Genomic DNA, 15,365 nt, shown 5'->3' on the forward strand with positions numbered 1-15,365 from the left:
TTGGTTGTCACAATTGTAACTTTAATGTGATCAAGCGGATGAATTGCAGCTTTTGAACTGCTAAAGTACAGCTACGGTATGAAGTAAGTCGTCAAATGCAAACTAAAATAATTAAATTCTTCCTGACAAGTTTCATCCTTTTGTGTACTGGCCTCAATGCAGTTTGGGCTGGTGATTTTGTACAACGCGTTTTTACCGACCGTGATGGATTAGCCGCCACAAGCATTCGTGATTTGACTTTAGATGACCATGGTTTTTTATGGGCAGCAACGGAGCAAGGTTTATATCGCGTAAGTAACTCTAAGGTTCGTCGTATTGATAAAATCGGTACAGAGTTACGTCTTATCGATGAATTTATCAATTCAGTCGTCAATATTGGGCATGACAAACTTTTGGTCAGCACCGATGCGGGAATATTTCTATATGATATAGAACTCAATCAATTTTCTGCGTTTGGTTCCACGTCATTATTCCCCGACTACCAAGGTGGCGCACTTCTTTCGGCTGCGAAAGTCGACTCGCAATACTGGGTGTTATTGGCCGCCAGTGGTCAGATTCTTCGTTTTACACCTTCATCACTCGAACTCACTCCCTTAGCCCGATTACCCGTCAATCGCGATCTTCCCTGGCGAAAACTGATCGCTCTCCCTGAGGGGGAGTTATTACTGGCGGGGCAGTTTGAATTGCGTCGTCTCGACCAGAGCGGAAATACACTATCGCAGTACCCATGGACTGAATCCATGGGGAGTATTCTCGATATTTTTCAAGATTCTAAGCAAAGAGTATGGCTTGCGACTAGCCGTGGAATTTATCGCTTAGATTTAACTGAGCAGCAGGCTTATGCTGTCCCTGAACTTCCTGATTGGAGTACTGTAATTGTTGAGGACCCCGATGGAGACCTCTGGTTTTCGAGTCGCATTGGCCTTTTGAAATGGACGCCTGAAACCCACAAGATAGTGAATTATCAACAGGAGCTTAAGGAACAAGCCAACATGGAAACCCTTAAGGCCATGTTATTTGATCGCTCTGGTTTGATGTGGGTTGGCGGTTCGGGTGATGGATTGGCGTTGCTCGCCTCCCAGCCGGAGTTCATTTTAGATACCTATACCACTAATCCGCCCTATGCCTTAAGTGATTCTATGGTCTGGTCAATCGCTCAGCTAGAGGATGGACTTTGGATGGGAAGTTCTAGTTTGATGTATATCGAAAAGGGCGCAAAGACAGCAATAGATATTCCGATTGAAGGTGCATTACCCCATGAGAATATCTACGATCTCACGCCTTTTTCAGAGCACTTCCTATTAGTGTCGACCACGAGTGGGTTATTTGTTGTCGATAGAAATACTCGCAAGGGCAGCAGTTTTGCATTTTGGTTAAATGGGCGTGATGAGTTTAGAAATAAACTCATCTATAAAACCTATGCCGACACTAAAATCGCTGGGCGTATTTGGATTGCGACTTCAACAGGGCTGTTTTACTGGCAGCCAGGGCAGGATGAACCTAAAGCCTATGACTTTAAGAAGTTTAAAACTGACTCTGAACCGACGCGACCAGCGGTACGTATACTGCGTCGGACATCGGATGGGAAATTATGGCTCGGTGGTAAACATCTATTGGGCTATGTGGATGAAAACGATGAGTTTCATGACCAGAGAAATTTGTTTAAGCAATTAAATGCGATGCCAACCGTGAGCCATATTGCTGAAATGTCTCCAGGCGTTATCTGGTTTGGTACCTACGAGAAAGGATTATTCGAATACCACCCACAAACGGGTGCCATTAAGTCGTTGACCTCGGAATGGCAGGTAAGCTGTAACTCTGTATTTTTGATCCAAAAAACTGAAAATGCGAATCTGGTCGCCTGCGCAGACTCCCTCATTCGTCAGGATATTAAATCCGGTGATATTGCGATGTTCAATCAACTCGATGGTTTGATTTCCGATGAATTGAACGAAGGCGCCTATTTCTATTCGCCTGCTCAAGGGCTTTACCTTGGGACGCCAGAAGGGGTGATGCTGATTGACACTGATAAACTGGCCAACAGGATCAGCGATGACCATGTGATGCTGGAGTCGGTGTCCGTCTATTACGACACTAGCACTGAGGTGTCGCTCCTTCCCAAACCGGGACTAGTGGTAAAACCCGATGCGAATATGGTGAGCCTGCAAATCACGAACCTCGATTACCTCGACGATTCCCCTATTCAGTTTAAATATCGACTTCATTATCAAGGTGAAGAGGATAATTATGTGCTGCTGCAGGGGGAAACCCAGATTAACCTCGCAGGTTTAGCCGCGGGTGAATATGAGCTGGATGTCTTGAGCCAGGTAGACGGTATTTGGTCGAACAAGCCTTTTACCTATCCCTTTAAAGTTGAGCAACATTGGTGGCTAACTCAAAGCTTTAAGCTGCTGTTATTATTATTTTTTTTAATAATCACCTTAAGCATTGCCTGGTATCGCCAACGTCAGATTCGTACCTTTAAGCAGATGAACCTTGTACTTACTGAGACCGATGACCGATTACGCCAAGCACTGAGGGGCAGTGACTCGGATCTCTGGGAATGGCATCGGGATACTCGCTTGTTTTACTTAGACAATCGCGGTGGTGTATTGGGATCTGATGTAAGTGAATATGTGGTGCCCATTGAGGATTTACCTGTGCATCCAGAGGATAGCGAGCGTGCCTACGAAGGTTGGCAAAAGATGCTGACGGGTGAAGTGGATTTGTTTGAAGCCGAATACCGTTATCGCCGTAAAGGTGGAAAATGGGGCTGGTTAAGGGTGCGTGGTCGCCCAGTGAGCCGTCACAAACTGTCCAATGAGGTCGAACGTGTTGCCGGTATTTACAGCGATATAACCCTGCAGCGGGAGTTAGAAGATCAAAACAGCTTACTCGCTCAAGCTTTTGAAAATACCTCCGAAGGCGTGTTAATTCTCGATGCTGAAGAAAATATCCGCGTCGCTAACTCGGCGGCGCAGCGCATTATTGGCACTCCACAGAAGGATTTAGTTGGGCAGTCCTTTGGGCAATTTATTCAAATGAAAGACGGTTTGGCCACTGAGTTAGGCCTGCTGCTTTCAGGTGAGCAATCTTGGACGGGTGAAAGGGAGTTGATTACCCAGAACAATCAAATCTGTCCTGTGTGGCTTAACGTGTCTGAAATGTACTCTAATAACCAGACAGTGAAACATTATGTTATTGTATTTTCTGATATTACTGAACGTAAGCGAACAGAAGCGGATTTAAGGCGTTTAGCTAATTATGATGTGCTGACGGGCTTACCTAACCGTTCCTTGTTTTCCAGCCGATTACTCCAAGCGATTCAGGAAGCGCAGCAAACGGGTGAGAAGCTAGCATTACTGTTCCTCGATCTTGATCGCTTTAAGCATGTGAATGATTCCTATGGCCACAGTATGGGTGATGCTCTGCTGATTGAAGCATCAAACCGTCTGCAATCTTGTATCTCCAGTGAGCATATGCTCTGTCGTTTTGGTGGTGATGAATTTGTACTGCTTCTGCGCCATGCTAATGATATTAATGAGATAAATCATATAGCCGAGCGCTTGTTAGCCCAAATAGTGGCGCCCTTTAAGTTATTTGGTCGTGAGTTTTATATCTCTACGAGTATTGGAATTAGTATTTGGCCCGATGATGCGGTGCAGCCCGAAGCCTTTATCAAGAATGCCGATCTTGCTATGTATCACGCGAAGGAGGAAGGGCGCGGCAACTTCAAATACTATTCCTCTGAACGCAATGCCCAGGCGCTGTACCATTTACGTTTAGAGGCAGATCTTCGTAAGGCCATTGAGCGACAAGAGTTCGAACTGTATTTCCAACCGCAAATCGACATTCTGCAGGGGGATAAATTCATCGGCATGGAAGCGCTGCTGCGTTGGCACCATCCGAAGGAAGGCTTTGTTCGTCCCGATATTTTTATTAAGGTAGCCGAAGCTTGCGGTTTAATTGTCGATATCGATCGTTGGGTAATACGGGAAGCCTGTTTACAGGGAGCTAAATGGGCAAAACTGTACGATGGGCATTTCAAATTATCCATTAATATCTCGGCGGCCCATTTCCGCCAGCTCGATTTTATTGATGGTATTCAAACTATTCTCCGCGAAACCCACATCCCACCGTCTTCGTTAGGTTTTGAAATTACCGAAGGGGTATTGATGAAGGAACTGCAGGTGGCGAAAACCCACTTGACTAAGCTGAAGGAGTTGGGCATTGAGGTCGCCATTGATGACTTTGGTACTGGATATTCTTCTTTAGCCTATTTGCGCCATTTCGATGTGAATACCTTAAAAATTGATCGTTCATTCCTGATTGATATTGCCACTAATACAGCCGATCAGGCGATCGTAAGCAGTATTATTGAATTAGCGCGTAACCTTAAATTAACCGTTGTGGCAGAAGGGATTGAAAACTTAGCGCAAATCGAGCAAGTGCTGAGTCGTGGTTGTTATATTATTCAAGGTTATTATTTTGCCAAACCTATGTCAGTAACAGATTTTGAGCAATATCTACTTAATTTAGCGAAGCCAGATCTTAAGTTAGATAAATAATACGCCATTCAGCATTTAATCGTATGGCTTATGGTAATTGGTTAATTTAATTTTATTAATATTGAATTCAGCCTGCCAACGTTATTGTTAATGTCGGCTCTAAGTCTATGGATACGATTTAAAGCACAAGTATGACTGAGGATTAATGGGATAAGTTTGTTAATATTCAGTCGAAAATATTAGCCAAGAATAAGTAGCTCATTATGATGCGTCGATTAATCGCTTCCCTGTGTTTATGTCTTTTTATCTCCCCCTTATTTGCCGCCGAGCGACCCAAAATCGGCCTGGTATTGAGTGGTGGTGGGGCAAAGGGGGCCGCCCACGTTGGGGTGCTTAAGGTGCTCGAAGAACATCATATTCCTGTCGACTATATCGCAGGTACCAGTATTGGCGCCTATGTCGCGGGCATGTATTCCCTTGGTTACAGCGCATCCGAAGTTGAAGCCATTATGATGGGAGTTAATTGGGATAGTGGCTACTCCGATACCATTCCCCGAAATGTGCTGAGTTATCGCGATAAACAATTAAGGGATCGTTATAATATTCCCCTCAACATGGGCTATAACGAAGGCGAAGTGCGGGCGCCAAGTGGTTTGCTGCGCGGGCAAACGATGTCACAGTTATTACGCCAGTCTACCGATTTAGTGCAGCAATTTGGTGACTTTAACGATTTAGCCATTCCTTACCGTGCGGTGGCGACCGATCTCGAAACTTCACTTCCCGTGGTGATTAACCATGGGAGCTTAGTTAAAGCCATGCAGGCATCGGCTACTGTGCCTGGTGCGCTGCAGCCTACCATGATTGATGGCAAGCTATTAGTCGATGGTGGTATCGCTAACAATATGCCCGTCGATGTGGTTAAAGCCATGGGGGCAGATATTGTTATTGCCGTCGATATTGGCTCGCCCTTAGTGAGTAAGGATAAGCTCGACAGCACAATTGCAGTGCTCGATCAGCTATCCAACTTTTTGACCAACGCTAGCACCGAAAGGCAAAAGCAACTTCTGACCGAAAAGGATGTGTTAATTCGTCCCGCCATCGATGCCTTGAGTACCACAGACTTTACCATTATGCCGGTGGCCTTGGGGTTAGGTAAGGATGCTGCCAATCTCCAGTTAGATAAACTACTGCCATTGAGCGTAAGCGAGGCGCAATACGCCGATTATGTTGAAGCAAAAAAGCGCAAGGGGCAGGGATTAATCGCCGATATCGCCCATCCTATCAAGGAAATTGTGTATGAAAACCATTCTAAGGTCAGCCTCAATTTACTGAAGGAAACCCTCGATCTTAAAGCGGGGCAAACGGTCACTAAGGATGAACTTAACGAAGCGCTAAAACGTATTTATTCCCTCAATAAATTCGAGCGGGTTGATGCCGAGTTTGTTGAGGAGGAAGACGGCCGAGTATTAACGATTACCACCCGCGCTAAATCCTGGGGGCCAAATTATCTGCAGCTCGGGTTTAACTGGGAGGATGATTTTAGTAGTAATTCGGCAATCAGCTTCGATATGGCCTATACCATGACGGACTTAACCGATAATGGTGGTGAGTGGCGCAACGAGTTAAAACTCGGTTTCGATAAATTGTTTGCCAGTGAGTTTTATCAGCCCTTAGATAGGGATCAGCAGTTCTATAGCCGGGCCCGCTATCAATACGATATTCATAAATGGAATCTCTACGGTGCCAGCATTGAACCCATTGTCTTCGACAAAAAGACACACGCGATTGAATTGGGTATAGGCTACAACTATGTCGCAGAGGGGATTATCGAATTAGGACTTGTGGCCGAAAAGGGCTTGATTGCTAACGATGTACTGCTTAGTGACGACTTTCATTTTGACTCCTACGGCGGCTATCTCAAATTCGGTTACGACAGTTTAGATAGCATTAGTTTCCCCACTTCAGGTAAACGTGTCACCCTAAACGTCTATGTACGCAATGAGCACTTCGACAAAGTCCTCTCAGAGGATGACAAGGAATACAGCGTTCAAGTTGAAGCTGATTGGAAGGGAGCCCTTAGCTTAGGTAATCATGCTCTTGTGGGTAAGATTTCGCTGGCAACCAATAACGACGGTTATAGCTCATTGCACCTTGCGGACCTAGGGGGCTTCTTAAATCTATCTGGTTACAATAAGGAGGCGTTGACCGCTCCCCATAAAATCTTCGGCGCCTTTGTGTATCAATATGATCTGGGGCGAGATGCCCTTGGCATGACGGAATACCCCCTCTATTTGGGCTGGAGTCTCGAGGCGGGGAATGTGTGGTTTGAGCGTGATGCGGTTGAGTTATCCGATCTAATCTATGCTTCGAGTTTGTATGTTGGCACCGATACTTCAATGGGGCCGGCAGCCATTGGTTTTGGGGCGACCGACGAAGGAAATAAATCGATTTATCTGTTCGTGGGCAAGGCTTTCTAGGCGCGCTTTACGTATTCAATGAGCAGGGCATAACGCTGATAGTCGCAGAGTTATGCCCTTATTGTCTGTAAAAACAAGCCCCTAAATCGAGCTGGTAAGCACCTTAATGGTTGCCTTGGCGTTTGAAAGTGTCATAACCTTTTACAAAATCTTGCTACAGCTCACTTGGGCGAGATGCTAAGGTTTTGCAGGAAAAATAACAACACACCAACGGAAGCTGGGGAAAACAATGAAGAAGATTAGCACACTGGCGCTGGGCATCGCCTTGAGCCTAGGATTAGCTGCTTGCAGCAGCGAACCTAAAACGGAAGTCGCCGCGGTTTCTGGCATTGAATTACAAAATTTTGATGCCTCAGTTCGCCATCAGGACGATTTTTACTACAGCGTTAACGGCAAATGGTTAGCGAACACGCCTATCCCTGCCGACAAATCAAACTACGGTGCGTTCTCTGTACTGTACGATCAAAGCCAAGATGCGCTGAAGAAAATCATTGATACCGCCGCTGCGCAAAAAGATGCAGCCCCTGGTTCAAACAACCAGAAAATTGGTGACTTCAACGCCAGTTTTATGAACACCGCTTTGCTCGAAACCTTAGGTGTTACACCGCTTAACCCACTGATTGGCGATATCGCTGCAGTCAAAACCCATGGCGAATTGCCTGCGGTAATGGGTAAATTACTTACAAGTGGTGCCAGCATTCCAATGGGTTTCTACGTTAACAACGACGCGAAAAACTCAACTCAATACGCTGTATATTTAAGCCAAGCTGGCTTAACTTTGCCAGACCGCGATTATTACCTGAAGGACGACGCTAAGTTTATTGCCAATCGCGAAGCAATGGCGAAATACGTGACCGATGTGTTGACCGAAGCTGGCTATAAAAATGCCAAGCGTGCGGCGAAGAACGTTGCTGACATCGAAATGATGATCGCCAAAAGCCAGTGGAGCCGAGTGGAATCTCGCGATGCTAACAAGGCCTACAACAAGTTAGACCGCGCAGCCCTTGAAAAGCTGACCAGCAAGTTCGACTTTAATGCCTTTGCTGCGAGTGCAGGTTTAGGCGATAACGTGACGGACATTATCGTGCGTCAGCCTTCTTATTTTGAAAAACTGGGCGCTAACTTTGAAGCCTTCCCAGTTTCAGCTTGGCAGGATTATTTAACCTTTCACTTAGTGGATAGCTACGCCGAGCTGTTAAGCAAAAAGTTTGTCGATTTAAGCTTTAACTTCAAAGACAAGACTCTGATGGGGGTTGAAGAGCAGCAACCACGTTGGAAGAAGGCCGTTGACGGTGCCGACCAAGTGATTGGTGAGTTGGTGGGTGAGGAGTATGTTAAACAATACTTCAAGCCAGAAGCCAAAGCACGTATGGAAACCATGATCAAAAACCTGATCAAAGGCTTCGAAGTCAGTATCAACGAGCTGGAGTGGATGACGCCGGAAACTAAGCTCGCCGCCCAGGAAAAACTGTCTAAGTTTACCTACAAGATTGGTTATCCAGATAAGTGGAAGGACTACTCGGCTTTAGAGATCAAATCCGACGAGCTGGTGGGTAACTATATGCGTTACGCCAATTTCGAATATCAGGAAATGATCAACAAGTTAGGTGAGCCTATCGATCGCACTGAGTGGCACATGACACCACAAACGGTAAATGCTTACTACAGTGCAGTAGGTAACGAAATCGTGTTCCCTGCAGCTATTCTGCAACCACCTTTCTTCAACATGGAAGCTGACGATGCAGTTAACTATGGTGGTATCGGCGCGGTAATTGGCCATGAGATCAGCCATGGTTTTGACGACCAAGGCGCTAAATTTGATGGCGACGGTAACCTGCGCGACTGGTGGTCGGATAAAGACCGTGAAGAGTTCCAAAAACGGGGTAAGCAGCTATCTGCCCAGTACTCTCAGTTTGAAGCTCTGCCAGGTAAGTTTGTGAACGGCGACTTAACCTTAGGTGAGAACATTGGTGACTTAGGTGGCCTGACGGTTGCTGCGCGTGCCTATGCCATGAGCTTAGAGGGCAAGCCTGCTCCTGTTATCGATGGCTTAACCGGCGAGCAACGCTTCTTTGTGGGTTGGTCACAGGTGTGGCGTCGCAACTACCGTGATGAAGAGCTGGGCCGTCGTTTACTGACTGACCCGCATTCACCAAGCCACTACCGTGCGATGGGTACGCCCCGTAATATTGAAGCTTTCTACCAAGCCTTCGATATGAAAGAGGGCGATAAGATGTTCCTTAAACCAGAAGAACGCGTAAAAATCTGGTAATTCAGTCTGTTACATTGATTTAGCGACGGATTGAACTGAAAAAAAAGCCAGACAGATGTCTGGCTTTTTTATTTGTTGGTATAGGTGAAACGCGGTACTAGATAACTTAGCCGTTCAAATGGTGATGAACTCTTGGCACAGAGTCATTAGCCGAGTACTTCGTGCAGCGCGAATAAACTGTCTTTTTGATGGTGGGCAATCGCCCACTTAGCGTCACCACGCAGTTCTTCAGCAGGTATCGCTAAGGTTTGCATATTGGCGGCGCGAGCGGCGACAAGACCATTGAAGGAATCTTCAATGGCGAGGCAATACCGCGGATCGACCCCTAATGCAGCCGCGCAATTTAAGTACACTTCAGGGTGGGGTTTGCCATAGATAAGTAGCTCGGCAGATTCTATCGCCATAAATTCACGTTTTACTTCAAGTTTGGTCAGCACTGCATCGATTAAAAGGCGAGGGGAGGACGTGGCTAAACCAATCTTTAATCCCTTGGATTTACAGTATTCGATTGCCTCTTTGACCCCCTCCATCGCTTCGCCAGTTGACAGGATTTCAGCTGCCACTCTTTCTACGATTTCGCGGCTGACCTTAGCATTATCGTAATCGGTCCAAGGTGACTTGTGGTACCAATAGTCAACGCATTGGTCGATACGAAGTCCGGTCGTTTGCCTAATGAGTTCGAGCGTTACGGGTACACCGAGCGCTGCTAATACTTCATATTCAACCCTTTGCCAAACGGGTTCTGAATCAATTAACACGCCATCCATATCAAAAATCACGGCTTGAATGCTTAGGGCTGTCATGGCTGCTCCAAGGGACAAAAATGATCACTGCAAATTCAGTCTGAGGGGCTTGAGTGTATGTTCAAAGGGACTATCTTCAAAGCCCAAATCACCGAAATTGATAATTTTTTACGTAGAATGGGCCTAACGAGATTGAAAATTTTTTGTTCGAATTTAAATTTATCGAGATATGTTAACTATATGTAGTGTATAGTTTTTTGTCTGTTTTCAAACTATTGTCTAATTTCCTTTGTTTTATTCTTCCCCTATGGTGAGCGCCAACTTAGGATTTAGCCCATATTTCGCCCTTCGCTGAGTGTGACCTGATTCATACTTTTGCAAAGCTGTAGTATACTGCTGCCCGGAAATTCGGGTCGAACATGTCGGACTGTTAGCTTCAATTGAGAAGACGGCAGTTTCGTTGTTAGAGCGCCAAACAAAGAGGAATGTTGCCGTGCTAGAAGCATATCGTAAACACGTCGCAGAGCGTGCCGCAGAGGGCGTAGTCCCTAAGCCATTAGATGCACATCAAGTGGCTGAACTGGTTAAGTTAGTTCAAAATCCACCCGCTGGTGAAGAAGCCGTTATTCTTGACCTGCTAGAAAATCGAATTCCCCCAGGTGTTGACGAAGCTGCTTACGTTAAAGCCGCTTTCTTAGATGCGGTAGCGAAAGGCACTGCAACTTCACCTATCCTGTCTGCCGAGCGCGCGACTGAGTTATTAGGCACCATGCAAGGTGGCTACAACATCGAGCCGCTGATCGCGCAATTAGACAACCCAGCATTGGCGCCATTAGCAGCTAAGGCTCTTGCCCACACTCTGCTGATGTTTGATTCTTTCCACGATGTGGTTGAGAAGATGCAAGCGGGTAATGCCTACGCTAAGCAAGTGGTTGAAGCTTGGGCAAACGCAGACTGGTACTTAAGCCGTCCAAAATTAGCGGACAAAGTGACTCTGACCGTATTCAAAGTGTCTGGCGAAACCAACACCGACGATCTGTCACCAGCACCCGATGCTTGGTCACGTCCAGATATCCCACTGCACGCATTAGCGATGCTGAAAAACGCGCGTGATGGCATCGAGCCAGACGTAGCAGGCAGCGTGGGTCCAATCAAGAAATTAGAAGAACTGAAAACCAAAGGTTTCCCATTAGTTTACGTGGGTGACGTTGTAGGTACAGGTTCATCACGTAAGTCAGCGACTAACTCAGTACTGTGGTTCATGGGCGATGATATCCCATTCGTACCTAACAAACGTGCTGGTGGTTTCTGCCTAGGTGGCAAAATTGCACCGATTTTCTTCAACACCATGGAAGATGCGGGCGCGCTGCCAATCGAACTTGACGTCAGCAAAATGGAAATGGGCGATGTGATCGACATTTACCCATACGCTGGTGTTGTTAAGCGTCATGGCACTGAGGAAGTGATTTCTGAGTTCAGCCTGAAAACCGATGTACTGTTAGACGAAGTGCGTGCGGGTGGTCGTATTCCATTGATCATCGGTCGTGGTTTAACTGACAAAGCGCGTGCAGTATTAGGTTTACCAGCATCTGACGTATTCGTACGTCCACAAGACATCGCTGACTCAGGCAAAGGTTACACCCTTGCTCAGAAGATGGTAGGTAAAGCCTGTGGCGTTGCTGGCGTGCGTCCAGGCCAATACTGCGAGCCTAAGATGACCTCTGTTGGTTCACAGGACACTACCGGCCCTATGACCCGTGACGAGCTGAAAGACTTAGCCTGTTTAGGCTTCAGTGCAGACCTGACTATGCAGTCATTCTGCCACACTGCCGCTTATCCAAAACCAGTTGACGTTAACACTCACCACACGCTACCAGACTTCATCATGAACCGTGGCGGTGTATCACTGCGTCCAGGTGACGGTGTTATCCACTCTTGGTTAAACCGTATGCTATTACCAGACACAGTAGGTACTGGTGGTGACTCACATACGCGTTTCCCAATCGGTATTTCATTCCCAGCAGGTTCTGGTCTAGTTGCCTTCGCAGCAGCGACCGGTGTTATGCCTCTGGACATGCCAGAATCAGTATTAGTTCGCTTCAAGGGCAAGATGCAACCTGGCATCACCCTACGTGACCTCGTACACGCGATTCCATTAAAAGCGATTGAGATGGGTCTGCTAACCGTTGAGAAGAAAGGTAAGATCAACATCTTCTCTGGTCGCGTACTGGAAATCGAAGGCTTAGAAAGCCTGAAAGTTGAGCAGGCATTCGAACTGTCTGACGCTTCTGCAGAACGTTCTGCAGCGGGTTGTACTATTAAGTTGGACAAAGAGCCAATCATCGAGTATCTGACTTCAAACATCACTATGCTGAAGTGGATGATCGCTGAAGGTTACGGTGACCGTCGTACTATCGAGCGTCGCATCAAAGGCATGGAAGAGTGGTTAGCTAATCCTGAGCTGATGAGCGCTGACGCCGATGCTGAATATGCTGCAGTGATCGAAATCGATCTGAACGAGATCAAAGAGCCAATTCTGTGTGCGCCTAACGATCCAGACGATGCAGTATTACTGTCTTCTGTTGCGCAAACGCAAATCGACGAAGTGTTCGTTGGTTCTTGTATGACTAACATCGGTCACTTCCGTGCTACCGGTAAGATGTTAGACAAGTTTGCTAAGACGCTGCCAACACGTCTGTGGATTGCTCCACCGACTAAGATGGACAAAGACCAACTGACTGAAGAAGGTTACTACGGTATTTTCGGTCGCGTTGGTGCGCGTATCGAGATCCCAGGCTGTTCACTGTGTATGGGTAACCAAGCACGCGTAGCTGACGGTTCAACTGTGGTATCGACTTCGACTCGTAACTTCCCGAACCGTTTAGGTACAGGTGCTAACGTTTACTTAGCCTCTGCGGAATTAGCGGCGGTTGCAGCCCTGTTAGGTCGTCTGCCAACGGTTGAAGAATACCAAGAATACGCGAAAGAGTTAGACGCAACTGCGGCTGACACTTACCGTTACCTGAACTTCGATCAAATCGATTCTTACACTAACAAAGCATCACAAGTGATCTTTCAATCAGCCGTGTAATCGACTGATGTAAGAACAAAAAAGCCAGCATTTGCTGGCTTTTTTATTGAACTTTTGCGGCAATGCAGTTAAAGCATTGCGGCAAATGGGGTGAATTTAGGCTTGTTGCGCTGATTCAGAATGTTTGTTATGCAGTACTTCGAGTAGTTTATCTTCAAGCTCAAAGCGAGTTTCCATGGTATGGGCAAGCTCGGATAAATCTTCATCGAGCTGATACAACACTTGATCATCTTCGGCTTCTGCATACTTATCATTAAAGTCGAGGGCGGCATTGGTGGTCGGAGTAATTTTCGGCAGTACTTGCTGTGCTAAGGATTTACTCGACGGGCCAAATTTTTCACAGGCATTGACCACTTGATCGTACACTTCAAAATGACCTTCGGATACATAATCTACTAACAGATCACAAAAGGATTTTACATTGTCGAAGGTTGGAAGGGACTTTTCTGCCTTAGCGTAAGGAGGTAGTCCAGCAATCTGGCAGTAATGCACCAGGAGTTTGCGACGATTTTCTAGCCATTGATCTATAAGCTTATTTGAACCGCCCCACTTCTGTTCTGCTTTTTCGAGTTCTCTCAGCATGATGCATTCCATTTAAGTGCCAGGACATCTCTCTACTGTAGGAGAGAAATGGTTAATCGATCAACTGTTTTTATCGGAATTTGAAAGATCATAGCGATGGACAAACCAGTTGTTTTGTATGAGAAATACCGCAAAATAAAAAGCCCAACGATAGAAAACTATCGTTGGGCGAGTATTGTTTACAGCAGGCTCGATGCGACGAGCTTCTTGATTGTTCTTGCTAGCGCAGACTTTTTATATCAAAGGGAGCAAGTAGGTGCAACTTTTTTCTGCAACTCTGTGAGATCGGGTTCGATTAATAAACAGTGTGTTATCTGTTTAACATTTCGACACAATGTGCTGAAAGGATGATCAAGGATGGGGATTAGCTCACATTAATTTGCACATGTTGGTTACATTATTCGCGTAAATGCTAAACTACCGACCCAGCGGATCTCAAATTAAGTCTAGGAATCAAGCCACATGGCAGAATTAAAGAATGATCGTTATTTACGCGCCCTACTAAAACAACCCGTTGATATGACGCCAGTGTGGATGATGCGTCAAGCGGGTCGTTATCTTCCTGAGTATAAAGCGACTCGCGCACAGGCGGGTGATTTCATGTCTTTATGCAAAAACCATGATCTGGCCTGTGAAGTAACACTGCAACCATTACGTCGTTACGACTTAGACGCTGCGATTCTGTTTTCCGATATTCTAACCGTTCCAGATGCAATGGGTTTAGGTCTCTACTTCGAGACGGGAGAAGGCCCACGTTTTGAGCGCCCAACAGACACTATCGATGCGATCAAAAAGCTAGCCATCCCCGATCCTGAAGATGATCTGGGTTATGTGATGAAAGCGGTTAGCACCATTCGCCGTGAACTTAACGGCCAAGTACCATTAATCGGTTTCTCTGGTTCCCCTTGGACACTGGCTACTTATATGGTTGAAGGTGGCTCAAGCAAAACCTTCGAAAAAATTAAAAAGATGGCCTACGCAGAACCTGCCGCTCTGCACATGCTCTTAGACAAGTTAGCTGATTCTGTAACCTTATACTTGAACGCTCAAGTTGCTAACGGCGCGCAATCGCTGATGATTTTCGACTCTTGGGGCGGCGCGTTATCACACACCGCTTACCGCGAGTTTTCACTGCGTTATATGCAGAAGATTGTTGATGGTTTGACGCGTTTTGCCGATGGCCGCCAAGTGCCTGTGACCTTATTTACTAAGGGCGGCGGTTTATGGTTAGAAGCCATGGCTGAAACGGGCTGTGATGCTTTAGGTTTAGACTGGACTGTGGATATCGCCGATGCCCGTCGTCGTGTAGGCCATAAAGTGGCTCTGCAGGGCAACATGGACCCATCAATGTTATATGCACCAATTCCACGTATCGAAGAAGAAGTGAGCCAAATTCTAGCGGGTTACGGTGAAGGTACTGGTCATGTATTTAACTTAGGTCACGGTATTCACCAACATGTTGACCCTGAGCATGCAGGCGCCTTTATCAAAGCCGTTCACGCTCAATCTAAGCAATACCACAAATAATATTGTTGAAGATTAAAACTAGCGGACCTTAGGGTCCGTTTTTTTATGCCTAAAAGATGGGGCGCTGGTGGTCACAATTTCATACATCAATGATACGAAATGTTACATATAAAGCATTGTTTTAATCAAAATGATTAAATGTATTCAAATTGTTTCGGTCAATGC

At 46.2% G+C, this 15,365-nt stretch carries 7 protein-coding genes; 5 read left to right on the forward strand and 2 right to left on the reverse strand.

Annotated features, from left to right (window positions below; translation table 11 throughout):
• Nucleotides 1–95 precede the first annotated feature (95 nt).
• The 3 genes from K0H61_RS01635 to K0H61_RS01645 all read left to right on the forward strand — a co-directional run bounded on the left by K0H61_RS01635 (nt 96) and on the right by K0H61_RS01645 (nt 9,257).
• The gene (locus K0H61_RS01635) at nt 96–4,568 is read left to right on the forward strand and encodes an EAL domain-containing protein (RefSeq protein ID WP_220051039.1); all 4,473 of its coding nucleotides are present in this window, start codon (nt 96–98) and stop codon (nt 4,566–4,568) included.
• Between the two features lie 203 nt (nt 4,569–4,771).
• A complete protein-coding gene (locus tag K0H61_RS01640) occupies nt 4,772–6,985 on the forward strand; it encodes a patatin-like phospholipase family protein (protein WP_220051040.1) in 2,214 nt (737 codons plus the stop codon).
• Between the two features lie 229 nt (nt 6,986–7,214).
• Nucleotides 7,215–9,257 (forward strand): M13 family metallopeptidase, encoded by a 2,043-nt coding sequence (locus tag K0H61_RS01645; protein WP_220051041.1) that lies wholly within the window; start codon nt 7,215–7,217, stop codon nt 9,255–9,257.
• A 146-nt stretch (nt 9,258–9,403) separates the two neighbouring features.
• Here the strand turns inward: K0H61_RS01645 and hxpB are convergent, their stop codons facing one another.
• Nucleotides 9,404–10,060 (reverse strand): hexitol phosphatase HxpB, encoded by a 657-nt coding sequence (hxpB, locus tag K0H61_RS01650; RefSeq protein WP_220051042.1) that lies wholly within the window; start codon nt 10,058–10,060, stop codon nt 9,404–9,406.
• A gap of 433 nt (nt 10,061–10,493) precedes the next feature.
• Between hxpB and acnB the strand changes: the two genes are divergently transcribed.
• Nucleotides 10,494–13,091, forward strand: a complete 2,598-nt coding sequence (gene acnB / locus K0H61_RS01655) for a bifunctional aconitate hydratase 2/2-methylisocitrate dehydratase (RefSeq protein ID WP_220051043.1) — start codon at nt 10,494–10,496, stop codon at nt 13,089–13,091.
• 96 nt (nt 13,092–13,187) lie between these two features.
• Here acnB and rsd read toward each other — a convergent pair whose 3' ends face one another.
• A complete protein-coding gene (gene rsd / locus K0H61_RS01660) occupies nt 13,188–13,673 on the reverse strand; it encodes a sigma D regulator (RefSeq protein ID WP_220051044.1) in 486 nt (161 codons plus the stop codon).
• 462 nt (nt 13,674–14,135) lie between these two features.
• Between rsd and hemE the strand changes: the two genes are divergently transcribed.
• The gene (gene hemE / locus K0H61_RS01665; RefSeq protein ID WP_220051045.1) at nt 14,136–15,200 is read left to right on the forward strand and encodes a uroporphyrinogen decarboxylase; all 1,065 of its coding nucleotides are present in this window, start codon (nt 14,136–14,138) and stop codon (nt 15,198–15,200) included.
• Nucleotides 15,201–15,365 lie beyond the last annotated feature (165 nt).

It is taken from the genome of Shewanella acanthi, assembly GCF_019457475.1.
Taxonomy (GTDB): Bacteria; Pseudomonadota; Gammaproteobacteria; order Enterobacterales; family Shewanellaceae; genus Shewanella; species Shewanella acanthi.

Bases quoted from the DNA above. Each gene is read 5' to 3' on its own strand.
- K0H61_RS01635 (WP_220051039.1), top strand. From the start codon at position 96: ATGCAAACTAAAATAATTAAATTCTTCCTGACAAGTTTCATCCTTTTG.
- hxpB (WP_220051042.1), bottom strand. From the start codon at position 10,060: ATGACAGCCCTAAGCATTCAAGCCGTGATTTTTGATATGGATGGCGTG.
- rsd (WP_220051044.1), bottom strand. From the start codon at position 13,673: ATGCTGAGAGAACTCGAAAAAGCAGAACAGAAGTGGGGCGGTTCAAAT.
- K0H61_RS01645 (WP_220051041.1), top strand. From the start codon at position 7,215: ATGAAGAAGATTAGCACACTGGCGCTGGGCATCGCCTTGAGCCTAGGA.
- K0H61_RS01640 (WP_220051040.1), top strand. From the start codon at position 4,772: ATGATGCGTCGATTAATCGCTTCCCTGTGTTTATGTCTTTTTATCTCC.
- hemE (WP_220051045.1), top strand. From the start codon at position 14,136: ATGGCAGAATTAAAGAATGATCGTTATTTACGCGCCCTACTAAAACAA.